This window comes from Mycobacterium sp. 852002-51163_SCH5372311, from assembly GCF_001667115.1.
GTDB lineage: Bacteria > Actinomycetota > Actinomycetes > Mycobacteriales > Mycobacteriaceae > Mycobacterium.
Genome location: NZ_LZIJ01000191.1, coordinates 1 through 22085, shown reverse-complemented (window position 1 = coordinate 22085; position 22085 = coordinate 1). Strand labels below are relative to the sequence as shown.

Below are 22085 nucleotides of genomic sequence, written 5' to 3'. Positions count from 1 at the left end.
ATTCAGTTCTCCGTGCTCTGCGGTTCGAGGGCAGGCGCGCCATCTCCTGAGCCTCCGGTGGCGTTCTCTTCGCCACCGGCTGCCCGTCCGGCCTCGGTACTGGTCGCTGTCGTACCCGACGCGCCACTGCGGCGCGGACGCGTGCCCGAGGGCCGCTCGCGACGCGGACGATCCGCACCCGCCGGCGCGGCTGCGGCCAATTCGCGCTTCCCACCGACGATGTCGCCCTTGTAAATCCACACCTTCACGCCGATCCGGCCGAAAGTGGTCTTGGCCTCGTAGAGGCCGTAGTCGATGTCGGCGCGCAGCGTGTGCAACGGCACCCGCCCCTCGCGGTAGAACTCCGAACGGCTCATCTCGGCGCCGCCGAGACGGCCGGAGCACTGCACCCGGATGCCCTTGACGTTGGGCTGGCGCATTGCCGATTGGATGGCTTTACGCATTGCGCGACGGAATGCCACCCGGTTGCTCAACTGCTCGGCGACTCCCTGAGCCACCAATTGTGCTTGCGATTCCGGGTTTTTGACTTCGAGGATGTTGAGCTGGACCTGCTTGCCGGTCAGCTTTTCCAGGTCGGCGCGGATCCGGTCGGCCTCGGTGCCACGACGGCCGATGACGATGCCGGGACGCGCGGTGTGGATGTCCACGCGGACCCGGTCGCGGGTGCGCTCGATCTCGACGTCGGCGATTCCCGCGCGCTCCAGGCCGGTCGACAGCAGCCGGCGGATCGCGACGTCTTCCTTCACGTACTCGGCGTACTGCTTGTCGGCATACCAGCGCGACTTCCAGTCGGTGGTGATCCCCAGCCGGAAGCCGTGCGGATTGATCTTCTGGCCCACTAGTCTGAGCCTCCCTTCGGTTCAGAAGCCTCAGCAGCCTTTGCACCCGAACCGGCAGCAGCCTTCTTTGCGGGCGCCTTCTTTGCCGGTTCCTTGGTGGCCGCCTTCTTCGCGGGCGCCTTGCTGGCAGGGGATTTCGCCGCCTTCTTGGCGGGTGCTTTGGCCGCGGCCTTGCTGCCCTCGGCACGACGGGCGCGCGACGACTTCGACGACCGCTGGTCCTTGCTGGGACGGCTCTCCACGATCACGGTGATGTGGCTGGTGCGCCGACGGATCCGGAACGCGCGCCCCTGCGCGCGCGGACGAATGCGCTTGGCGGTCGGGCCCTCGTCGGCGTACACCGTGGCCACCACCAGAGTGGTCGGGTCCAGCCCGTCGTTGTTCTGGGCGTTGGCCGCGGCACTGGCGATCACCTTTGCGACAGGCTCGCTGGCGGCTTGCGGAGCCCAGCGCAGGATGTCGAGCGCGTCCTCCACCGATCTACCCCGCACCAGGTCGATCACCCGGCGCGCCTTTCTCGGCGACACCCGTACGAACCGCGCCTTGGCGGTCGCCGACGGATATTCGGTCGTGGTGGTCATCTCTGCCCTTCGCTCTTCGCGCGAGCGCTCATCGCCGCTTGCTCTTTCGGTCGTCCTTGATGTGTCCCTTGAAGGTGCGCGTGGGCGCGAACTCACCCAGCTTGTGGCCCACCATCGCCTCGGTCACGAACACCGGCACATGCTTGCGGCCGTCGTGGACCGCAAAGGTGTGGCCGATGAAGTCCGGAATGATGGTGGACCGCCGCGACCAGGTCTTGATGACCTGCTTGGTGTTCTTCTCGTTCTGCACGTCGACCTTCTTGAGCAGATGGTCGTCGACGAACGGGCCCTTCTTCAGGCTGCGTGGCATGGTTGGCTACTCCTGAGTTCCTAGCGACCGTGCTTCTTGCCGGTGCGCCGGCGTCGGACGATGAGCTTGTTGCTCTGCTTGTTCGGATGGCGGGTACGGCCCTCGGGCTTGCCCCACGGGCTGACCGGGTGACGCCCACCGGAGGTCTTGCCCTCACCACCACCGTGCGGGTGGTCCACCGGGTTCATCACGACACCGCGGACCGACGGGCGCTTGCCCTTCCACCGCATCCGGCCGGCCTTGCCCCAGTTGATGTTTGCCTGCTCGGCGTTGCCCACCACGCCGACCGTGGCGCGGCAGCGAACGTCGACGCGACGGATTTCACCGCTGGGCATCCGCAGCGACGCGTATGTCCCCTCCTTGCCGAGCAGCTGGATGCTCGAGCCGGCCGACCGGGCGAGCTTGGCGCCACCGCCCGGCCGCAGCTCGACGGCGTGGATCAGCGTACCGGCCGGGATATTGCGCATCGGCAGGTTGTTGCCCGGCTTGATGTCGGCGTTGGGGCCCGACTCCACCACGTCGCCCTGCGAAAGCCCTTGCGGCGCAATGATGTAGCGCTTCTCCCCGTCTAGATAGTGGAGTAGCGCAATGTTCGCGGTGCGGTTGGGGTCGTACTCGATGTGCGCGACCTTCGCGTCGACGCCGTCTTTGTCATTGCGGCGGAAGTCGATGACCCGGTACGCGCGCTTGTGGCCACCGCCCTGGTGACGAGTGGTGATCCGGCCGTGCGAATTTCGGCCGCCCTTGCTGTGCAGCGGGCGCACCAATGACTTCTCCGGGTGTGACCGGGTGATCTCCGCGAAGTCGGACACACTGGCGCCGCGACGACCCGGAGTGGTCGGCTTGTACTTCCGAATTGCCATGTCTAATCAGGTCTTTCTCTCTCGGCTAGGCCGGTGCTCCGAACAGGTCGATCGGCTTGCTGCCGGGCGCCAGGGTGACGATGGCACGCTTGGTGCTCTTGCGCTTGCCGTATCCGGTCCTGGTGCGCTTCCGCTTGCCCTGGCGGTTTGCGGTATTCACCGACGCGACCTTGACGGAGAAGATCTTCTCGACGGCGATCTTGATCTGCGTCTTGTTCGAGTCGGGGTGCACCACGAAGGTGTAGACGTTGTCGTCGAGCAGCCCGTAGGACTTCTCCGAGATGACCGGGGCCAGGATGATGTCTCGGGGGTCAGCGATGGTCGCCATCAGGCCGAAACCTCCTCGGTGGTAGCCGTGTTGGCTGTGTTCGCGGCGATATAGGCGTTCAAGGCCTCGACGCTGAAGATCACGTCGTCGGCATGCAACACGTCGTAGGTGTTGAGCTGGTCGGGCGCCAGGGTGTGCACGCCGGGCAGGTTGCGCACGCTCTTGGCGCCGGCCTCGTCGCTGCGGCCGATGACCACCAGTACCTGCGTGCGCTCGGTCAGCGTGCTCAGAAATGCCTTGGCGCTCTTGGTGGACGGGGTCTGGCCCGCCACAAGTTCGGTGACCGCGTGAATGCGCCCGTTGCGGGCCCGGTCGGACAATGCCCCGCGCAACGCCGCGGCGATCATCTTCTTCGGGGTGCGCTGGCTGTAGTCGCGCGGCTTGGGACCGTGCACGGTGCCACCGCCGGTGAACTGCGGCGCCCGCGTCGAGCCCTGCCGGGCGCGACCGGTCCCCTTCTGCCGGTAGGGCTTACGGCCACCGCCGCTGACCTCGCCGCGGGTCTTTGTCGAGTGCGTGCCTTGCCGTGCCGCCGCCCGCTGGGCGACGACCACCTGGTGCATCAGCGCGATGTTCGCCGGCGCGTCGAACAGCTCGGCCGGCAACTCCACCGAGCCGTCAACCTTGCCGTCGGGGGTTTTCACGTCGATCTTGAGGGCGCTGGAGCCCTTGCCCGCCTTCGCAGCCATTACTTCTCACCTCGCTTGATCGCGGAGCGGACCATGACGAGTCCACCGGTGCGGCCGGGGACCGCGCCCTTGATCAACAGCACACCGTTTTCGGGATCGACCTTGTGCACCAACAGGTTCTGAACGGTCACCCGGTCGTTACCCATGCGGCCCGACATCCGGGTGCCTTTGAACACCCGAGCGGGAGTGGCGCAGCCGCCGATGGAACCCGGGCGGCGGTGCACCGCCTGAGCGCCGTGGCTGGCGCCCTGGCCGCGGAAGCCGTGCCGCTTCATGGTTCCGGCAAAGCCCTTGCCCTTGGAGGTGCCCGTCACGTCGACGTAAGTCCCGTCGGCGAAGATCTCGGCCGTCAGCTCCTGGCCGACCTCGTATTCCGCGGTGTCCGAGTTGTCCAGCCGCAGTTCGGCCAGATACCGGCGCGGGTTGACCCCAGCCGCGGTGTACTGACCGGTCACCGGCTTGTTCACCTTGCGCGGGCTGATCTCGCCGTAGGCCAACTGGACGGCGCTGTATCCGTCGCGCTCAGGGGTGCGGATGCGGGTCACCACATTGGGTCCGGCCTTGACCACAGTCACCGGGACGACCCTGTTGTTCTCGTCGAACACCTGCGTCATGCCCAGCTTGGTTCCCAGAATGCCTCTTCTTGCCATGAGTTCGCCGAGCTCCTACTGGATGTTGACGTCGACACTGGCCGGAAGGTCGATGCGCATCAGGGCGTCAACGGTCTTCGGCGTGGGATCAAGGATGTCGATCAACCGCTTGTGCGTCCGCATTTCGAAGTGCTCGCGAGAGTCCTTGTACTTGTGCGGAGAGCGGATGACGCAGTACACGTTTTTTTCGGTCGGCAACGGCACCGGCCCTACGACGCTGGCACCGGTGCGGACGACGGTTTCGACGATCTTGCGCGCCGACGCGTCAATAGCCTCATGGTCGTAGGCCTTGAGCCTGATGCGGATCTTCTGTCCCGCCACGCTTCTCTACCCTCACTCCAACTTGAGGCCCGTGTCCGGACCTGGTGCTTTCCAGCGCGCTGATCGGCCTGGCCTTCCCGGGCCGGTCCAGCGTCGCGCCGGTTACTGCGCCGCTGTTTACCTGTCGTGGTCCACCGGCCCCCGCGCTCGGGCGTGTCACCCGCACGCAGCCTTGTTAGCGACCGAATTCAGTCGCGCTCCAAGGTGGGGACCGGACGCGCCCGTTGTGGGCGCTGGTCGTATGCCCGACCAGGCGCAAACCTGGCGCAGGGCAACCTGAACAGTATGCCTCAGATCGCGGTCGCGGCCAAATTCCGGGGCAGCCCGACAGCGGACCCCGCGCATCGGCGTCCGGGCAGGTCTGTAACGCCTGGAAAACGGGGGGTACGGTACCTCTCACGTCACATCAACCACATGGGTATCGTCAGCCGGGCTGCCGCGTTGACTCATCAGAAATGCCCGGATAGCCGGACCGCAGGCCCGGCCTGCGCTAACTAAAGCTCAGGTGGATGACCTCGATCTGGATGCCGTCCGGGTCGACAAAGTCGAACATCGTCCCGAGACCATCCGCCACTTCCCGAACCGGGGATCGCGAGACACCACAGTTATCAAGCCAAGTCGCCCACGCATGCAACTCATCGACTGACTCGGCGGCGAGCGCAAGATGGTCGAGACCGGTACGTGCAGGGTCGAACCGCTCCCCTTCGTTTCGCGAATGCTCGCACAGGTCAACAATGCGTCCACCAAGGCTGAGGATGGCCACGCGACCTACGAACGACGGGCTCGTGCCGTTATTTGGCGGGACCAGAAGATCGGCCCCGACCACGTCGCAATAGAAACGCAGACTTCGATCCAGGCTGGTCACTGAGATTCCAAGGTGATGCAGCCCAGCCAAGGGCGGACGACCGACCGCTTCCACGAGTCCTATGCTGACAGACTCAGTGCCCAGACGGCATATGTATCGAGCGACGCGCGGCTACATGCCGCGACCCTGCGGGCCCACGCGCTGTTTCCATCGTCGGCCCGGGCAACCATCCGCTACTCGCTGCGCGAGAACGTGCGCTGACGACATCCAGTGTGAACTGACGGCTTTCGGTGTGAACTGACGGCGGGGCTCGCGCCATATTTTCCGCCCTACGTGCACTCCCAAAGCCGTCAGTTCACAACGAAATCCATACGCTCACACTCGACCGCGGAGGACCTGCGAAGTGAAGCCCGGGCTTGGGTCCCGCGGGCTCGGACGGAGATTCGCCACCGCTATCTGACGAATTCGGCCGCGCGATGTGCCAGCATCACGATGGTCGCGTGCGGACCCCGGCTGGGGACCACTGGCAGGACGGAACCGTCGATCACCCAGAGGTTTTCGACGCCGCGGACCTTGCATTGATGATCGACGACGGCGTACTGGTCGGCATCGCTGCCCATCGGGGCACTCCCGCACAGGTGTTGCGATGTCGACCATACCGCCGGTCCGATATGCGTAGCGGCGCTGCAGAGTTCACGTGCCAGTTCACTGCCCTGCCGCAGCAGCGCGACATCGGCGGGCTCGCTGTCGTATCGGTGCTCGATCCGGGGCGGCACGTCGGGATCGGCCGAGACCAGCGTGATGCGCCCGCGTGACCGCGGCTGCATCAGCGCTACCCCGATGTGCGGCCAGTCCCGGTGTCCCGCGGTGCCATCGCCGGTCATCGCGACGAAACCTCCGGTATAGGGCCGTATTTCGATGCCATCCGCGGTACTCAGCACGACTTCCAGTACCGGACGATCCACGGCCACCGCCCAGTTGGTGGGCATCACCCATTCGGGGTGGTCACTGCAGTGCAGCCCGACGGGCAACGCGACGACCACCTGCGCCCCGGCGGCCCGCAGCATCGCCTCCGTCCCGATGCCCGAGAGCATGAGCAGCTGTGCCGATTGAATTGCGCCGCTGCACAATACAATTCGATCAGCAGTCAAGGTGCCGGGGTCTTCGGGGCCGACCGTATCAACCCCCACCGCGGTGTTCCCGGAGAAGCGCACCCGCACAGCCCGGGTGTGCGCCAGGAGGGTCAGATTAGGTCGGTTCAGCGCCGGTATCAGATAGCCCGCCCCCGATCCGGTGCGCACGCCGTCGACGATGTTGAGCGGGACCGCGCCCACCCCTGAAGGCAGCTCCGGCCCTACATCGTTGAGGTCGGTGATCCACGGAAAACCCGCGCGCTGGGTGGCAGCTACGAAAGCTTCTGTGGTGCCGGTTATTTCGTGCGTGCGGCGAACACGGATCGGACCGCAGCGGCCGTGCGGGGGAGTGTCGAAATCGAGGTCGGTCTCGATGGCACGAAAGTGCTCCAGGACGTCGGACCACGCCCAACCTGGCAGCGTGTTGCGGTCGAAGTCCCGGGGCAGCGCGCGGCAGAAGTAGCCGCCGTTGACCGCACCGGAACCGCCGACCGTTGCCCCGCGCACGATGGGCAACTGGCGGGCGGGCCGGTCGGTGAGCTTGGTCAGGTAGCGATGGACCAGCGGGCTGCGGACCCCGATCGGAAGTTGCAGCCCGTTCGCGGTCTGGGCCAGCAACCCTGGATCGGCCAGCCCGGGGCCGGCCTCGAGGACGGTCACGGCGCAACGAGGATCCGCGGAAAGACGCTCGGCGACAACGGATCCAGCACTGCCTGCGCCGATGATCAGCACATCGCTGTGCGGGATAGCCGCGCGAGCAGACGCAAAAGCACCCGACACGCCGAGCGTGTCGGTGCTTTTGCGTCTGCTCGCGGTCAAAACGTCAGGTGCGGATCTTCGGTTTCAGCGCGCCCACATTTCGTTCGCGCACCACCCCGGTCCACAACCCGATGCCGTACGCCAGGTCGTCGATGCGTTTGAGCAACAGATAGGTGAACAGCCCGATCGGTTCGACATCGTCGCCGACCGCATCCCTGCGGCGCAGCCAGTCCACCACGCCGTCCACGATGGCCGCGATCAGCACGACCCGCCGACACCGTCGCGAGAGGATGGCGGCAAGCAGCGCCAGGGGCCAGTAATGCCGGCAAATGGCCGATGCCAGTTGCAGCGCCGCTGACCACAGTCCGCGAGTGGCGATCACCAGAACGTCCTGGAGCGACGTGTCGGCTTTGCTCATCGCCTTGGCGATCCGGCGGCCCGTCAGGACGGCCATCACCAGCGACACCAGCTGAGCGATGCTGGTGCCCAGGGCCATCAGGATCCAGACCATCAATGCCCCGCCGGAGATCACCAGCGGAGAGGTCTTGTCCGGATGGCGAATCGACAGCGGAGCCGCGGAGCCACCGTAAAAGGCTTTGCGGACAAGCCAATCCTTCAGTTCCGTGCGGTGATCGTGGGCCACCAGCGCAATCGGCTCGTAGCGCAGCCGCGCGCCTGCTTCGATGAGTCGCCAGCACAGGTCGACGTCCTCGCCGGACCTCAGGGTCTCGTCGAATCCGCCGACGTTACGAATGGCAGTACTTCTGCAGATGATCGCCGCGCTGGGAACGTAGGACACACTGCTGTGCGGCAGGACCGGCGCCTCTCGCTGACCGAGGTCCAGTGACGAGCGCACCGCCTCGTACCGGGCTACCAGGTTCTCGCTCTGCGACAGACCGACGATGCGGGGTGCGACCAGCGCGACCGTGGGGTCGCAGAAATGTCCGAGGAGCGCCTCGAGCCAGCCCCGCCGCGGCGACACGTCGGAATCCATGAACGCGACGAAGTCGGTGGTGCAGGCGGCGAAGCCGGTGTTGCGTGCCGCCGCCGGCCCCTTGCTGCGATCGTGCCGGAGTACTTTGACGTCGCAGTGCGCTCCCAGAAAGTCGTCTTCCTGAATCGGGCACCGCGAACCGTCGTCCACCACGACGACCCGCAACCCCCGCAAGCAGGACACCAGGCGCCGCACGCCAGAAGTGTTGTCCCGCACCGGAATCACCACGGTCACGTCGCGATGCGACGGACCACCGGCGGGCCGGGGATGGGCCACCGTGGCGTCCAGCAGGGCGCGCGCCAGCTGAGCGCTGACGTCGTCGCGCACCTTCAGCCGGCCGTCGGAGAGCATGCCTTGGGCCGCGGGCGCCAGCTTCAGCAGGCGTGTCGGCGAGCCACCCAACAGAGCCGAACCGTCACCGAGCACCCGCACGCGGCGGTCGACCTGAACGGCGAATCCGTCCGGGAGGCGCGGCTGGTTCACGTCAGCATCCCGTGTGCCTCCGGCGACCAGCGGGCGACTCGGCGTGCACATCCGTCCACCATCTCGCCGAAGATGCGCCTCCCCTCGGCCGCGGTGGCAGTCGTCGGGTCGCCCAACACCCCGGTCCGGCTGACCGCCGCAACACCTCCCCGTCGCATCGCCGGCAGCAGCTCGGGCAGCGGCGCGCCGTTGCCGGCCAGTCGCCGGTCGGCACGGACGTCGGCCGGCGAAATGTGCAGCAGCAGGGAAGTTTCGGTATGGCCGGCATGGGCGTCGCCGCCGGCGACGGTACAGGGGCACCACCCCACGTCGCGGCCTTCGGACCGCAGCGTGCTCACCGCGCAGTTCAATGCGGCGACATTGCCGCCGTGGCCGTTGACGAAGACCAGGCGCTCGGCCCAGCCGGCGGCCGACCTGCCGTATTCCAGCAGCACGGCGGCCAGCGCCTCGGTACCGATGGAGACCGTTCCGGCGAAGCTCTGATGCTCACCGCTGGCGCCGTAGGCGATGGCCGGGGCGACCAGCCATTCTCGACCATCGTCGACAAGGTCCGCTACCGCTCGGGCAACCGCGGTAGCGATGCGCGTGTCGGTGTCCAGCGGCAAGTGCGGGCCGTGCTGTTCAGTGGACCCCAACGGGATCAGTATTGACGGCGAGATGCTTGGCAACTGGCTCGACGTCATGCTTCCCAGTTCGCCGCGTAAGGGCACTTGCCGATGGTAGGACGAATTCACCTCTCGTGCACCAATTGTTCCAGCATCTATTGAAATTTCTGTCCGCCGGCTGAACCAGTGCCGGAATTTACGACACGTCCGCCACCGCTGTCACGCCCGTATCAGAATTGTCGCGAACGAGTATTTGTGACGGTGTGCTCAGGCGGCCTCAGGTGTCCGAGGAAGGCGCACCGAGCGCCTGGGCAAACCCCGCCGGAACCAAGATGTCGTCCGGGCTCAGGTCGTGGACCGAGGCATGGCCGAGGCCCATCAGTGCCGAGTCGATGCCTCCGCGCAGAATGTCGAGAACATTCTCGACGCCGGACTGGCCCGCCGCGGCCAGACCCCACAAATACGCGCGCCCGATCATGACCGCCCGGGCCCCCAAGGCCACCGCCTTGACCGCGTCGCTGCCCCGCCGGATGCCGCCGTCCAGCAGGACCTCGACCTGGTCGCCGACCGCGGCCGCCACCGCGGGCAGGGCGCGGATCGAGGCGGGTGTGCCGTCCAGGTTGTTGCCACCGTGGTTGGACACCGATATCGCCGAAACACCAGCGTCCACTGCCCTTTTGGCGTCATCGACTCGCATGACGCCCTTGAGCATGAACGGACCGCCCCACAATTCGCGAAGCCAGGCGATGTCGTCCCAGGTCGGTGGCGGAGTGCCCATCCACTCGCCGTAGGCGGCAAAGAACGGCGGGCCCGGTTCGCCGCGGCGCCCCTGATTGGGCACTCGCAGGTCCGGCGCCCGCAACGTCTTGCCGAATTTCCACAGCCACCGCGGCTTGGTGATCGCCTCGGGAGACATGCGCAGCATGGTCCGCAGGTCCATCTGCTCGGGGATCTTGGGACTACCCCAATCGCGACCGTGGGAGAACGTCCAGTCGGTGGTGACGATCAGTCCGGCCGCACCGGCCTGCCGCGCCCGCTCGACTCGCTCGGCGATCGCATCCCGGCCACCGAGCCAGTACACCTGGAAGAAAAGCTTGGGGTTGGCGGCGATGACCTCTTCGATCGGCTTGCTGGCAAACGAGGACAAACCCATCGCGGTTCCCCGCGCGGCCGCGGCGCGCGCCACGGCCACTTCACCGTCCGGGTCCACCGCCTGGACACCGGTGGGCGAGATGATTACCGGAAGCGAAATCTCTTGGCCCATAACGGTGGTCGACAGGTCGCGCTTTTCCGCCACGCCGACGACATGGGGAGCGAATCCGAGTTCACTGAACGCTTCGACATTGTCGGCGACCGTAATTCCTTTTTCGCTGGCCGAAACCAAGGACGAATAGACCGATTTCGGTAGTCGCTTTTTAGCGCGTTGCTGGGCGATCGCTACTGTTTCAAACCATTGATCGGGCATTACAGGGGACTTTCGTTGCAGAGACGTGCCGGGGGCCGCGTCGAGAGCGTCAGTGGCACGGGCCCGCGCGCTCGCTGTCCGCGGGAGTGGTCGACGCGGGGCCGCGGTGTGTCACGGTCCCGCGCCAGCGCCGGGGCGCCGTGTCCTTGCACGCATTCGGGGTCGGGGCCGTCCAGCGGCAGGCCGGTGAAGAACTTCGCCGCCATGCAGCCGCCCCGGCAACTGTCGTAGTGCCCGCAGCTGCCGCAGGCACCCGCCGACTGCGGCTCACGCAGTTCGCGGAACAGCGGCGCGTGCTTCCAGATGTTTTGGAAGCCAGTCCCGAAACCGCCGTCCGACAAGACGTTTCCGGCCAGGAAGCGATCATGGATGGCGAATGGGCAGGCGTACACGTCGCCGACCGGGTCGATCAGGCACACCACCCGGCCGGCTCCGCACATGTTCAGGCCCGCCAGGGCGCCGGACTCGCCGAGCGGTGACAGGTGAAAGAACGAGTCGCCGGTGAGCACCCCTTCTCCCTTGGCGACCAGCCAGTCGTAGAGGGCTACCTGTTGTTCGGCGGTGGGATGCAGGTCTTCCCACACGTCGGCGCCCCGTCCCGACGGCCGCAGCCGGGTGATCCGCAGGGTGGCGCCGTAACGGCTTGCCAGCGCGGCGAATTCGTCCAGCTGGCCGACGTTGTGCCGAGTGACGACGACGGAGATCTTGGCATCCCGGAATCCGGCCGCGGCAAGGTTTTCCAGCGCCCGCACCGCCATGTCGAACGACCCGGTGCCGCGCACGGCGTCGTTGACCTCGGCGGTGGCGCCGTCGAGCGAGATCTGCACGTCGACGTAGTCGCTGGCGGCGAGCCGCGCCGCGACGCCGGGGGTGATCCGGACCCCGTTGGTGGAGAACTTCACCCCGACGTGGTGGGCGGTGGCGTAGTCCACCAGCTCCCAGAAGTCCGGACGCACCGTGGGTTCTCCGCCGCCGATGTTGACGTAGAAGACCTGCATGCGTTCCAGCTCGTCGATGATGTCCTTGCATTGGCGGGTGGACAACTCGCGTGGATCGCGCTTGCCCGACGACGAAAGGCAATGCACGCAAGCCAGATTGCACGCGTAGGTGAGTTCCCACGTCAGGCAGATGGGTGCGTCGAGGCCGCGCTCGAACTGCTCGATGAGTCGCGGGACGCGAGCTGTTGGTGCAGTCATCTCGGATCCTCCTGGGCCACCAGCATGTTGGAGTCGGCCAGCACCGCCAGCGCGTGGAGGTAAGGACCTTGGCCGGCATCGTCTACTCCCGCGGCGCGGCAGGCGGACCGCAGGTCTGGGTGCTCAGCCAGCGAACGCACGACGGTGAGGATGGTGCGGTTTTTCAGAAACGACAGCTTGCGCGTACCGAAGTGGTAGAGCAGAGCGCCGAACGGCTCCGGCCGGACGGCGACCTGTGGATGCAGCCGCCAGCCGCGATCAGGGTCGAACACGGGGATCAGTAGACCCCGCACATCCCGTCGATGGACACCTCTTCAACCAGAGTCTCGGCGACGAGTTCGGTGTCGGTCGCGGTCTCGTGGTCCATCTGAGTCTCGTGGTCCATATGAATTGCCTCTCGTAAGGTCTCGACAACCAAGGGTCGAGCTGGTCACAATCGTCGTCAGGATATGGCATCGAGTGCCGAAATGGAAGGGCGGGTTCTGATGCTGCCGGAGTCGCGGGTGGGCCGGCGCCGCTCGACGACGCCGCACCACATCACCGACGTCGCCATCGACTTGTTCGCCGAGCGTGGTTTCGCGGAGGTGAGCGTCGACGACGTCGCGCAGGCCGCCGGCATTGCGCGGCGCACGCTTTTCCGTTACTACGCATCTAAGAACGCAATCCCCTGGGGCGACTTCGACACCCACCTCGCGCAGCTGCGGAATCTGCTCGACGCAGCCGACGAACGTGTTCCGCTGGGCGAGGCACTGCGGGCTGCGCTGCTGGCGTTCAACACCTTTGACGAGTCGGAGACCGCCCGGCACCGCCAGCGCATGCGGGTCATCTTGAAAACCGAAGAGCTGCAGGCTTACTCGATGACGATGTACGCCGGCTGGCGTGAGGTGATCGCCGAGTTCGTCGCCGGCCGGCAGGGTGTCAAGACCACGGATCTGGCGCCCCAAACCGTGGCGTGGACGCTGTTGGGAGTAGCGCTGAGTGCCTACGAACACTGGCTGGACGACGAATCCGTGCCGTTGCCCACCGCATTGGGGAACGCCTTCGACGTCGTCGGCGCCGGGCTGAACGGCCTCGGCAGATGAATTCCGGGCACCTGGTACACACCCTGCGATCGCAGGGGCGATTCTGCGGCGCCTCCGGTTCTTCGATGTACGACGAGCTGTTCGGGCGGGTGGCCGACGACGTGGAAGCCGGCGGTGTGTTCGCGACCATCCTGGCCGGCTGCGAAGATGCCCCGTCGCGCCAAGCGGTGCCGTTGCGACTGCTCGGCGGGCTGCACCGGATGGTGCTCGACGGGCGGGCACCCGCTCTGCGCCGCTGGTATCCCAGCACCGGAGGAAGCTGGGACGCCCAAGCCGCGTGGCCGGAAATCCTGCGCGTCGCCGCGGCGAACACCGGCCTGCTACGCGCGGCTCTGGACCAGCCACCGCAGACCAACGAGGTGGGCCGGTCGGCCGTGCTCGTCGGCGCACTGCTGCGGATCAATCACGGATTCGATTTTCCGGTAAGGCTTTTCGAGATCGGATCCAGCGCCGGGCTGAACCTGCGGGCCGACCGCTACCACTACCGCTACGCCGGTGGTCAGTGGGGACCGGCCGACTCCCCGGTGACCATTGACGACGCCTGGCACGGCGCGCTGCCGCCGCCCGGTGCGCTGCGTATCGTCGAGCGGCACGGATACGACATCGCGCCCCTGGACGTTACGGGCGGCACAGGCGTCGATGGCGAGATGACCTTGTTGAGCTACGTCTGGCCGGATCAGCAGGCACGGCTCGATCGGCTGCGCGGTGCGATCGCGGTCGCGCGCCAACTCCCGGCGCGGTTGGTGCGCAAGACGGCGAGTGCCGCGGTGGCGGGCCTGACCTTGACCGACGGGGCGTTGACGGTGCTGTGGCATTCGATCACCTGGCAGTACCTGTCCGGCGAAGAACGGGCCGCGGTCCGCGACGGGGTTGACGCACTGGCCGGTCAAGCCGGCGCCCGCTCGCCGTTTGCACACCTGACCCTCGAACCCGCGCGGGACGGGCCCGGCGGGGAGCTGAAGTTTCTGGTGCGCGTCCGCAGCTGGCCCGGTGGCGAGTTACAGGTGCTGGGCGAATGCCATCCGCACGGCCCGCCGGTGAACTGGCAATAGCTGATTTTCACTTTTTTCCGGGCACGTGCGTCGGAAACTGCTCCGCCAACGCGACGATAAGGGTGTGAGCGCCGAAGCGGACGACCGGTCCGATGCTCGACGCGCGCTGTTGGCGCTGTACGACGAGGCACTGCCGGTGGTGTACGGGTACTTCGTCCGGCGATGTGGCGACCGCGGGACGGCCGAGGATTTGACGTCGGAGACGTTCCTGGCGGCGATGGACGCCGCACGCAAGACTGACCCACCGCCGATCGCGCTTCCGTGGTTGCTCGGCGTGGCGCGACACAAGCTGGCAGACCACTATCGGCGCCGGCAAGCAAGGCCTGCCGTGCCGGTGGCCGAGCTGCCGGAGCCGGTCCTCGAAGCGGCCGGGGCGATCGACGACTGGGACGCCGAACTGGATCGGCTGGTGGCCGAAAGCGTGCTCGCCCGGCTGACGGAGCCGCACCGGACCGTGCTGGTGCTGCGCTATATGGACGACTGCACCGTAGGCGAGTGCGCCCGGCTGATCGGGCGCACCGTGCACGCCACCGAGGCGCTGTTGGTCCGTGCCCGCAAGGCGTTCAAACAGGAGTATCCGGAAGGAGGGACGTCATGAGTCCGCGCGACCGTCGGGACCCGCTCAGCGTCCTGCACACCGATGACCTTCCGGTGCAACCAGATCCGGCCTTCGCCGCGCAGCTGCGCCGGCGCCTGGAATCCGCATTGTCACTACCGAAAGGAGTTCTCATGAGCGGCACCGCCACAGCCATTTCCGAGCTGACCGAACCATCAACCGAAGACCGGCCGCCCCGCCCCGCGGCACTGCCCTACCTGGCCGTAACCGACGCGCGGGCAGCGATCGCCTGGTACACCGATGCTTTCGGGGCCGCCGTAGTTGGCGAACCGATCGTGATGGACGACGGGCGAATCGGGCATGCGGAAATCGCGATCGGTGACGGCGTGCTGTACCTGGCCGACGAATATCCCCAGCTCGGGTTGAAAGCCCCTGCGCCGCGGGCTGTTTCGGTGAGCTTGATGCTGCATGTCGCCGACACCGACACCGCTTTGCAGCGGGCGCGCGAACATGGTGCCACCGTGGAGCGCGAGATCTACGAGAACTACGGAGCGCGCAACGCGACCATCATCGACCCGTTCGGTCATCGCTGGATGCTCAGCGGCCCGACCAGTACACCCGTTGCCGGCATCCGGCACGGCGACATCGGCTACGTGTCGGTGTGGGTGCCCGATGCCGACCGCGCGGCCGCCTTCTACGGGCACGTCTTGGGCTGGACCTACGACCGGAAGTCGCACCAGGTGACGAATACCGAACTGCCCACTGGCATTTCAGCAGATGACGTCGAGCCCACCCTGTTCTGCTGCTACGCGGTCGACGATGTGGAAGCCGCGCGCGAGGCGATCATCGCAGCGGGCGGTGTGCCGGGCGAAATCGAGCACAGGGACTTCGGCGTGCTGCTCGACGCCGTCGATTCGCAAGGTGCGGCGTTCGCCGTGTATCAGCCGGCCGGCGGCCAGAAACGCCCCGAACTCAACGGCTCCGGGCCGGGTGAGCTGTCGTATGTCACCTACCAGGTGCCGGATTCGGCCGCGTTCCGCGAGTTCTACGGCCGCGTGCTGGGCTGGAACTTTGCGCCTGGCCGGGTGGCGGACGGCTGGCAGGTTGAGACTGTCCACCCGATGGCCGGCGCCGCGGGCGGCAGCCAGCGTCCGGTTACCGTGCCGATGTGGACGGTTGCGGATATCGACGCGGCGGTCACCCGGGTCCGTGAGGCCGGCGGCACCGTGCTGGCCGAACCGTCGCGTCAGCCGTACGGCGTAACCGCTGAGTGCGTCGACGACCAGGGCGCCCGGTTCTACCTGGGCCAGTTCTGAGGCCAGTTCTGACTTACTTGACTGCTTTGACAAAGTAGCCGCGCGGCACGCCCTCGACGTCCACCGGGACCGCCGGCGCGAACCACCGGCCGTAGCGATTACCGACTTCGGCGACGTCGATCACGGTCGCCGACCAGCCGCGGCGTACGGCCAGCTGTTCGGGTTCATCGGTGCCGAACAACCACGGGGCACCGTTGCGCGCCATCGACTCCAAAATCGGTGCCATGGAAGGAGATTCGAGCAGTGACTTGCCGACGACCTCGTACAGCAGCACGGAGCCGGATGCGGACAGCGCGTCGATGCGATCGAACAATGTGTAAACCGCACTCTCGCCGAGGTACTGCAGCAGGCCTTCGAGTAGCCACACGGTGGGCGTGGCCTCGTTCAGGCCGGCAGTTCGGACGGCGGCGGGCCAGTCTTCGGCGAGGTCGACGGCGACCGGGACGCGCCGGCAGCGTGGGTTCTCGCCGGTGAGCAACTCGGCCTTGGCCGAGAGAACCTGCGGCTGGTCGAGTTCGTACACGACGGTGCCGTCCGGCCAGGGCAGGCGGTAGGCCCTCGCGTCCATCCCTGCCGCCACGATGACGACCTGCCCGCCTTGCGGCACCGCCTCGAGTAGGGCTTCATCCCAGAAGCGGGTCCGCACGACGATCTGGGCGGTGGATTGTTCGCCGGACGAGTTCAGTGCGCCGGCAAGCAGTTCCCGCCCGCACTCGCCCGCCAGTCGCTCGGCGAATGGGTCGCGGAACAGGCCGTCCGCACGGGCCGACTCCCGGGCACGGATGGCGGCAACCAACAACGCCGTATCGGCCACCGCTCGATGATGAGTGTCCATAGGTACATCATCGATGCCCTGCAATGGCCTGGCTTGTATTTTTCGGCGCCGCGGGGTTTCGCGCTTTCGGGTGTCGCGAGGGCTTCGGCGTGAAGACAATGCTCTTGGTGTGAAGGCAGGGCTTTTGGTGTGAAGCCAGGGCTTTCGGTGTGAAGCCAGGGCGGAATCGCGGCGATTTTTCCGCCGTGGCTTCACAGCGAGCGCCAACGATTCACAGCGAGCGCCAACGTTTCACAGCGAGCGCCAACGATTCACACCCAGCGCCAACGTTTCACAGCCAGCGCCAACGATTCACACCCAGCGCCAACGTTTCACAGCCAGCGCCAACGATTCACACCCAGCGCCAACGCTAGCTGCATCTAGTCGACGTCGACATGTCCGGGCATTGACGACCGTCGCTGCGCGTACTGGGTGGGCGTGATCGCGGCGAACGACCGAAAATCCCGCACGAAGTGGGCCTGGTCGAAGTATCCGAGATCGGCGGCGATCCTCGCGCCCGGTGCCGCGGTGTCGAGCGCGCGTATCGCCGCCTGCAGCCGTCGCACCCGAAGGTACGCCCTTGGGTGACAACCCGACTCGCGAGCGGAACAGCGAATTGAACCGCCTGGCCGACAGCCCGGTCAAGTCGTGCGCCTTCGATACCCGCATCGACGGATTCTGTTCCGCCGCAACGATTACCGAAGCCACATCAGGCTGTGCGCGCGCATACCGCGAACGCATGCGGCCGAGAAGAAATGTTTCAAGCAAGGCCACCCGCCGCGTTGCCGAGCCGGTCTCGATCAGTTGGTAAAGCAGCGTTTCGGCGCGCGGACCCCAAAGATCCGCCAGACCGACGCAGGCGTTTTCCAGGTCCCCGACCGGACATCCGACGAATGGCTGCGCCCCCGCCGGTCGGAAGTGGACCGTCATGACGGTCTGCGTGGCCTGAACCCGCGTGACGTAAGAGGCCAAACCGGGGCCCACGATGAAGGCCGGCGGAACCGACAGTCGGGTGCCGCCATCGGCGGCATAGAAGCGGAGGTCATTGCCGTCGCCGACATCGATAATCACCGTGGCGGCACCTCGTGGCAGCGCCCGGCTGGTGTGCACGCCGATCGCGCTGCCGCGCTCCCAGTAGCCGAAATACTCGATGTGATCGGCAAGCGGCGGCCGCGGCTGATACAACCGCGGACCCGTCATGTCGTCCTCTAACCCAGCACTTCCGAAATGGGCGTGGCGGCAGCGATTTTGGCGCGGACCTTCATCACCTTGCCCGGCATTCCACCGCCGACCACACCGACGAGCACGCCGTCGCGCTCGTAGTAGGCCAAGAACTTGCGGCCGTCATCCTCGACCAGATGCACGATGTCGGTGGCTTCCGGCTCTCCCAGGCATTGGATCTTCACGTCGTACTGGTCGCTCCAAAAATACGGGACCACCACGGCCGACGGCACGTCCTGGCCCAGCATCGCCGGCACCACGACGCGGGCCTGATCGGCCACGTTGCTCCAATGTTCCACGCGCGCTTGGTGTCCCGTGGGATCACGCCAGGAAGCGACGTCGCCGAGTGCCCACACGTTGGGCGCGCTGGTGCGTCCGGCCTCGTCGCAGATGACGCCGTTATCGACCTCGATGCCGCTGCCGTCCAGCCACTCGGTCGCGGGGCGCGACCCGATGCCGACGACCACCAGGTCCGCTGCGAGCTCGGTACCGTCGCTGAGCACTACGGTGTCGACGTGGCCCTCGCCGCGGACTTCGGCCACGCCTACCCCGGTGCGCACATCGACACCCTCGGCGCGATGCAGCCGCGTCACCAATTCGCCGATCTGCTCGCCGAGCACGGCCGCCAGCGGGGTGGGCTGCGGCTCCACCAACGCGACGTCCACACCCAGGCTGCGCAGGCTGGCCGCGACCTCGCAGCCGATGAAGCCGGCGCCGACGATCACCACGCGTTTGGCCGCCGACGCGTGGGTGCGCAACGCCATGCTCTGGTCGAACGACCGCAGCACCCGGATGCCCTCCAGATCGGGAAACGACGGAATGCGTCGCGGCACCAAGCCGGTGGCGATCACGAGTTCGTCGTAGCCGAGCACGGATCCGTCCGAAAGCGTCACCCTCTGCGCGGTGGTGTCCAGGCTGACGGCCGCGGATCCCAGCCGCAGCGTGACGTTTTTTTCGTCATACCATTCGCGCGGTTTGAGCGCGACGTCGTCGACCTCGCTGCGCAGCACTTCCTTGGACAGCGGGGGCCGGTCGTAGGGCAGATGCACCTCGTCGCTGACGATCGTGATGGGACCCGTGTAGTCGGCCCGGCGCAATTGCTCGGCGGTGCGGGCGGCGCCGAGTCCGCCGCCGACGATCACGATCCCGTTGGTCTGTGCGCTACTGGTCACGTGCAGTTCATAGCACGCTCGCCGGTTCAGTACTTCAGGGCGCCCTTGTCCACCGGGATCTGCGTGCCCGACAGCGTGCCCGAACCGTCGCCGGCCAGCCACACCACGACGTCGGATACCTCGTCGGACGTCATGAATCCCTTGTACTGCACGGGCATTGGCGGGAAGCTGTGCACGAACCGCGGATGCTTGGCGAATATCTGCATCATCGCCTCCGGCTCGATCATCGGGGTGTCGACGGAGTAGGGATGGATGGAATTGACCCGGATGCCGTATTCGCCCAGTTCGATTGCCAGGGTGTTGGTCAGTGCGGTGAGGCCGTGCTTGCTGGCCGAGTAGTGCCCGTTGCCGGGCGTCGCCTTGAGTCCGGCCGACGAGCTGACCACCACGATTGAACCGCCATTGCCGGCCTCGATCATCGCGGGGATCGCGGCGCGCAGGGTGCGCCAGGTACCGGTGAGATTCACCCCGATGACCGTGTCCCATTGCTCGTCGGTGAGTTCCCAGAGCCGGCCCCAGCCCAAGACTCCGGCATTGGCCACCAGGATGTCGAGCCGGCCGAATTGTTCGACGCCGTCGGCGACCAGTTGCCGCACGGCCGGGTCGTCGCGGACGTCCACCTCGCGGGCCAGCACCTTGCGGCCTTCGGCTTCCACCAGCCGGACGGTTTCGTTGAGGTCCTCCGGCGTGGCCGGCGTGTAGGTCAGGGTGTCGGACACCGGGGCGCAGATATCCAGCGCGATGATGTCGGCGCCTTCCCGGGCCAGCCGCACCGCGTGCGACCGTCCCTGGGCGCGGGCAGCGCCGGTGATGAAGGCAACCCGGCCGTGCAGCGATCCAGTCACCCAGACAGGCTAACAGCGAAACTGAAACGTGTTCTAGTTGGGGCGCTAGCAAACTGGAACGCCGCAAGGTCGGGGCTGGATCTTTGCATCTCATTTGGATTTAACAGTGCGGCGCGTACGGCCGGGATAGGCATTACACTTCGATCTGCCCCCGCGACGACAGGAGCCGGCAATGTTAGCGCGTTATTTAAAGGCCCAACTGTTTGTTCTGATTTGCGGAGGGATCGTCGGGCCGATCTTCATCGCTTGTTACTTCCTTCTTCCGTCCATGATCGGTTCACAATTCTCCGGTAATGGCATCGACACGGGCTCGCTGGGCTCGCTGGTGCAGGACAACATCGGGTGGATGTTGTACGTCGGGGCTTTGATCACGATCGCTGATGTGGTGGTTGCGCTGTGGCTGGCCAACCGGGGCGCCCGCTCGTCGGCGAAGTCCGCGGCCCTGCGACAGACCGGGGTGCTCACAGTCGCCCAGATCATCGGCCTGGCTGAAACGGGGATGCGTGTCAACGAGCGCCCGGTGGTCAGGTTGAACCTGCGCATCGCCGGCCCCGGGTTCGAGTTCGACAGCAACAAGCGGGTGATCGTCGACATCACCAAGCAGGCCGTCGTCACGTCAGGCAAGGTTGTCGTTCTGGTGGACCCCAACACGCGTGAGTATGAGATCGATTGGCAGGCCAGCGGATTGATTGCCGGCGTGGTGCCGGCCCAGTTCACGAGCACCGAGGACAACAAGACCTACGACCTGAGGGGTCAACCCGACCTGCTGATGGAGATCCTGCAGATTTACAAAGCGAACAACCTGCCGTTCGGTGGCACGACCGACCTGCGCAACTACCCAGCGGTCCGCCAACAGGTGATGGCCGTAGTACGCCGCGCCCAGCACGCCCAGGCGGTGCCGGCACCTGCCGGCGCGTTCGCGTCCGAACCCGGGGGGCCCGCTATGCCACCACCGCCACAAGCACCCGCCTCGCAGCGCCTGCAGGAGCTCGAAACGCTGCGCGCCACCGGGGCGATCACCGAAGCCGAATACACCGCAAAGCGCGAGAAGATCATTTCCGAGCTCTGATCGGAGGATGCTTCGAATCGTGGCGCCAACACCTGCCCGTTGGCCGGCTAGCTCGCGGGGTTCGGCGTTGGTGATGATCACGGCCGCAGTCGTTTCGGCCACCGCCGCATGCGCCAGCATTCGCTCGAGCCTCGGCGGCGGCACCGACGCCCCCAACGCGTGTCAGGTGCTGACGCTCGATCTCGTAAAGCCGGTGATTGGTGACAATGCCGTCCAATCCATTTCGGCGCAACCCAATCCGCGTGAAACCCACTGCCAGTACAAGGGTTCGAACGGTTGGATCGACGCCATGGTCGGCGAGTGGTCCGTGATCCACCTCGTCAGCGAGCCGAATGAACAGCCGGTTGCGGGCATCGGCGACGCCGCTTTCACGTCGTTCTCGGGCCTGAAGGTGCGCAACGGCAAGCACGGGGATGCAGATCAATGTCGTGCTCACCTCCGGGGACTCGAGCACCCGAGACGACAGACAACTGCAGGCGGAGAAAGATCTGGCCGCCAAGATGCTTCCGAAACTCTAACGCCAGCTTGGACTTTCACCGGAAGAATATGGCCGAGCAGACGCAAACTCGCATGATCGGGCGCCGAAAAATGCGATTCTGCGTCTGCTCGCCGGGGACACAGCTCAGATCTCGGAGATGATCTGGGCCCGTTGAGTGTTGTATTCCAACTCGGTCACCGCGCCGCTAGTGCGTAGCGTCTCGAGATTCTGCAGACGCTCGACGGTCGATGCTTGTGGCGCGGGTGGCGCCGCCGCCGCTGCCCGCTCCTCCTCGAACCTGCGCAGCACCGCCAGGGCCTGCTGACGCGCTGCGGGATTCGACCGAATGTCGGCGTTCAGCCCAAAATTGTGAGCCTTGAGGATCTGCAGGATCTCCATTACCGGGCCGGTCTGCCCGCTGAGGTCATAGGTCTTGTTGTCTTCGGCGACGGTGAACTT

25 protein-coding genes and 2 pseudogenes are annotated in these 22085 nt (G+C 66.3%); 6 read left to right on the top strand and 21 right to left on the bottom strand.

Annotated elements, in window-relative coordinates:
• Positions 1-2: 2 nt before the first annotated feature.
• The 16 genes from rpsC to mftA all read right to left on the bottom strand — a co-directional run bounded on the left by rpsC (position 3) and on the right by mftA (position 12388).
• A complete protein-coding gene (rpsC, locus tag A5791_RS23255; protein ID WP_067241944.1) occupies positions 3-839 on the bottom strand; it encodes a 30S ribosomal protein S3 in 837 nt (278 codons plus the stop codon).
• Positions 839-1420 (bottom strand): 50S ribosomal protein L22, encoded by a 582-nt coding sequence (gene rplV / locus A5791_RS23250; RefSeq protein WP_067241941.1) that lies wholly within the window; start codon positions 1418-1420, stop codon positions 839-841. Before rplV ends, rpsC begins: the two co-directional genes overlap by 1 nt.
• Positions 1421-1448: 28 nt before the next feature.
• The gene (gene rpsS, locus A5791_RS23245; protein ID WP_003892827.1) at positions 1449-1730 is read right to left on the bottom strand and encodes a 30S ribosomal protein S19; all 282 of its coding nucleotides are present in this window, start codon (positions 1728-1730) and stop codon (positions 1449-1451) included.
• 20 nt (positions 1731-1750) lie between these two features.
• A complete protein-coding gene (gene rplB, locus A5791_RS23240) occupies positions 1751-2593 on the bottom strand; it encodes a 50S ribosomal protein L2 (protein ID WP_067241938.1) in 843 nt (280 codons plus the stop codon).
• A gap of 25 nt (positions 2594-2618) precedes the next feature.
• Positions 2619-2921 (bottom strand): 50S ribosomal protein L23, encoded by a 303-nt coding sequence (gene rplW / locus A5791_RS23235; protein ID WP_067241936.1) that lies wholly within the window; start codon positions 2919-2921, stop codon positions 2619-2621.
• On the bottom strand, positions 2921-3610 hold the full coding sequence (gene rplD, locus A5791_RS23230) for a 50S ribosomal protein L4 (RefSeq protein WP_067241932.1): 690 nt from the start codon (positions 3608-3610) through the stop codon (positions 2921-2923). Before rplD ends, rplW begins: the two co-directional genes overlap by 1 nt.
• Complete coding sequence (rplC, locus tag A5791_RS23225) at positions 3610-4260, bottom strand: 50S ribosomal protein L3 (protein ID WP_067241930.1); 651 nt, start codon at positions 4258-4260, stop codon at positions 3610-3612. The genes rplD and rplC overlap by 1 nt, the downstream gene beginning before the upstream one ends.
• Before the next feature lie 15 nt (positions 4261-4275).
• Positions 4276-4581: a 30S ribosomal protein S10 gene (gene rpsJ, locus A5791_RS23220; RefSeq protein ID WP_003873519.1), complete on the bottom strand. Its 306-nt coding sequence runs from the start codon at positions 4579-4581 to the stop codon at positions 4276-4278.
• Positions 4582-5071: 490 nt separating this feature from the next.
• Positions 5072-5500, bottom strand: a complete 429-nt coding sequence (locus tag A5791_RS26200; protein ID WP_255397814.1) for a VOC family protein — start codon at positions 5498-5500, stop codon at positions 5072-5074.
• 338 nt (positions 5501-5838) lie between these two features.
• Positions 5839-7299 (bottom strand): mycofactocin system GMC family oxidoreductase MftG, encoded by a 1461-nt coding sequence (mftG, locus tag A5791_RS23205; protein WP_067241921.1) that lies wholly within the window; start codon positions 7297-7299, stop codon positions 5839-5841.
• Between the two features lie 43 nt (positions 7300-7342).
• Positions 7343-8755 (bottom strand): mycofactocin biosynthesis glycosyltransferase MftF, encoded by a 1413-nt coding sequence (gene mftF / locus A5791_RS23200; protein WP_067241919.1) that lies wholly within the window; start codon positions 8753-8755, stop codon positions 7343-7345.
• Positions 8752-9489 carry a mycofactocin biosynthesis peptidyl-dipeptidase MftE gene (gene mftE / locus A5791_RS23195; protein ID WP_067241916.1) on the bottom strand — a complete coding sequence of 246 codons (738 nt, stop codon included), beginning with the start codon at positions 9487-9489 and terminating at the stop codon, positions 8752-8754. Before mftE ends, mftF begins: the two co-directional genes overlap by 4 nt.
• A gap of 148 nt (positions 9490-9637) precedes the next feature.
• A complete protein-coding gene (mftD, locus tag A5791_RS23190) occupies positions 9638-10825 on the bottom strand; it encodes a pre-mycofactocin synthase MftD (RefSeq protein WP_067241913.1) in 1188 nt (395 codons plus the stop codon).
• Complete coding sequence (mftC, locus tag A5791_RS23185; RefSeq protein ID WP_067241912.1) at positions 10825-12021, bottom strand: mycofactocin radical SAM maturase; 1197 nt, start codon at positions 12019-12021, stop codon at positions 10825-10827. The genes mftD and mftC overlap by 1 nt, the downstream gene beginning before the upstream one ends.
• On the bottom strand, positions 12018-12293 hold the full coding sequence (mftB, locus tag A5791_RS23180) for a mycofactocin biosynthesis chaperone MftB (RefSeq protein WP_231995990.1): 276 nt from the start codon (positions 12291-12293) through the stop codon (positions 12018-12020). The genes mftC and mftB overlap by 4 nt, the downstream gene beginning before the upstream one ends.
• A 5-nt stretch (positions 12294-12298) precedes the next feature.
• Positions 12299-12388: a mycofactocin precursor MftA gene (gene mftA, locus A5791_RS23175; RefSeq protein ID WP_067241964.1), complete on the bottom strand. Its 90-nt coding sequence runs from the start codon at positions 12386-12388 to the stop codon at positions 12299-12301.
• A gap of 118 nt (positions 12389-12506) precedes the next feature.
• On the opposite strand from mftA, the gene mftR reads away from it, so the two are divergent.
• The 4 genes from mftR (at position 12507) to A5791_RS23155 (ending at position 16027) form a co-directional block, all read left to right on the top strand.
• Positions 12507-13103 carry a mycofactocin system transcriptional regulator gene (gene mftR / locus A5791_RS23170; RefSeq protein ID WP_197504763.1) on the top strand — a complete coding sequence of 199 codons (597 nt, stop codon included), beginning with the start codon at positions 12507-12509 and terminating at the stop codon, positions 13101-13103.
• Positions 13100-14155: a DUF2332 domain-containing protein gene (locus A5791_RS23165; protein WP_067241907.1), complete on the top strand. Its 1056-nt coding sequence runs from the start codon at positions 13100-13102 to the stop codon at positions 14153-14155. Before mftR ends, A5791_RS23165 begins: the two co-directional genes overlap by 4 nt.
• A 64-nt stretch (positions 14156-14219) precedes the next feature.
• Positions 14220-14753, top strand: a complete 534-nt coding sequence (locus A5791_RS23160; protein ID WP_067241962.1) for an RNA polymerase sigma factor — start codon at positions 14220-14222, stop codon at positions 14751-14753.
• Positions 14750-16027 (top strand): VOC family protein, encoded by a 1278-nt coding sequence (locus A5791_RS23155; protein WP_067241905.1) that lies wholly within the window; start codon positions 14750-14752, stop codon positions 16025-16027. Before A5791_RS23160 ends, A5791_RS23155 begins: the two co-directional genes overlap by 4 nt.
• A 13-nt stretch (positions 16028-16040) precedes the next feature.
• Here the strand turns inward: A5791_RS23155 and A5791_RS23150 are convergent, their stop codons facing one another.
• The 4 genes and pseudogenes from A5791_RS23150 to A5791_RS23135 form a co-directional block, all read right to left on the bottom strand.
• Positions 16041-16862, bottom strand: coding sequence for an SAM-dependent methyltransferase (locus A5791_RS23150; RefSeq protein ID WP_067241904.1), 822 nt, complete (start codon positions 16860-16862; stop codon positions 16041-16043).
• 359 nt (positions 16863-17221) lie between these two features.
• Positions 17222-18041 (bottom strand): annotated as a pseudogene (locus A5791_RS23145) (helix-turn-helix domain-containing protein).
• A gap of 8 nt (positions 18042-18049) precedes the next feature.
• The gene (locus A5791_RS23140) at positions 18050-19264 is read right to left on the bottom strand and encodes an NAD(P)/FAD-dependent oxidoreductase (protein WP_369828124.1); all 1215 of its coding nucleotides are present in this window, start codon (positions 19262-19264) and stop codon (positions 18050-18052) included.
• The gene (locus A5791_RS23135) at positions 19261-20079 is read right to left on the bottom strand and encodes a mycofactocin-coupled SDR family oxidoreductase (RefSeq protein WP_067241901.1); all 819 of its coding nucleotides are present in this window, start codon (positions 20077-20079) and stop codon (positions 19261-19263) included. Before A5791_RS23135 ends, A5791_RS23140 begins: the two co-directional genes overlap by 4 nt.
• A gap of 172 nt (positions 20080-20251) precedes the next feature.
• Here A5791_RS23135 and A5791_RS23130 point away from each other — a divergent pair, with 172 nt between their 5' ends.
• Together A5791_RS23130 and A5791_RS23125 are read left to right on the top strand one after the other, a co-directional pair.
• On the top strand, positions 20252-21148 hold the full coding sequence (locus tag A5791_RS23130; protein ID WP_067241900.1) for an SHOCT domain-containing protein: 897 nt from the start codon (positions 20252-20254) through the stop codon (positions 21146-21148).
• 67 nt (positions 21149-21215) lie between these two features.
• Positions 21216-21722: a hypothetical protein gene (locus A5791_RS23125; protein WP_156661565.1), complete on the top strand. Its 507-nt coding sequence runs from the start codon at positions 21216-21218 to the stop codon at positions 21720-21722.
• A gap of 48 nt (positions 21723-21770) precedes the next feature.
• Here A5791_RS23125 and A5791_RS26915 read toward each other — a convergent pair.
• A pseudogene (locus A5791_RS26915) lies at positions 21771-22085 on the bottom strand (SHOCT domain-containing protein); the annotation flags it as partial.

Coding starts and splice junctions, on each gene's coding strand:
- rplC (WP_067241930.1), bottom strand. CDS start 4,260: ATGGCAAGAAGAGGCATTCTGGGAACCAAGCTGGGCATGACGCAGGTG.
- rpsS (WP_003892827.1), bottom strand. CDS start 1,730: ATGCCACGCAGCCTGAAGAAGGGCCCGTTCGTCGACGACCATCTGCTC.
- rplW (WP_067241936.1), bottom strand. CDS start 2,921: ATGGCGACCATCGCTGACCCCCGAGACATCATCCTGGCCCCGGTCATC.
- mftD (WP_067241913.1), bottom strand. CDS start 10,825: ATGCCCGATCAATGGTTTGAAACAGTAGCGATCGCCCAGCAACGCGCT.
- A5791_RS23155 (WP_067241905.1), top strand. CDS start 14,750: ATGAGTCCGCGCGACCGTCGGGACCCGCTCAGCGTCCTGCACACCGAT.
- A5791_RS23165 (WP_067241907.1), top strand. CDS start 13,100: ATGAATTCCGGGCACCTGGTACACACCCTGCGATCGCAGGGGCGATTC.
- A5791_RS23130 (WP_067241900.1), top strand. CDS start 20,252: ATGTTAGCGCGTTATTTAAAGGCCCAACTGTTTGTTCTGATTTGCGGA.
- rplD (WP_067241932.1), bottom strand. CDS start 3,610: ATGGCTGCGAAGGCGGGCAAGGGCTCCAGCGCCCTCAAGATCGACGTG.
- rplV (WP_067241941.1), bottom strand. CDS start 1,420: ATGACCACCACGACCGAATATCCGTCGGCGACCGCCAAGGCGCGGTTC.
- rplB (WP_067241938.1), bottom strand. CDS start 2,593: ATGGCAATTCGGAAGTACAAGCCGACCACTCCGGGTCGTCGCGGCGCC.
- mftR (WP_197504763.1), top strand. CDS start 12,507: ATGCTGCCGGAGTCGCGGGTGGGCCGGCGCCGCTCGACGACGCCGCAC.
- A5791_RS23150 (WP_067241904.1), bottom strand. CDS start 16,862: ATGGACACTCATCATCGAGCGGTGGCCGATACGGCGTTGTTGGTTGCC.
- mftC (WP_067241912.1), bottom strand. CDS start 12,021: ATGACTGCACCAACAGCTCGCGTCCCGCGACTCATCGAGCAGTTCGAG.
- mftA (WP_067241964.1), bottom strand. CDS start 12,388: ATGGACCACGAGACCGCGACCGACACCGAACTCGTCGCCGAGACTCTG.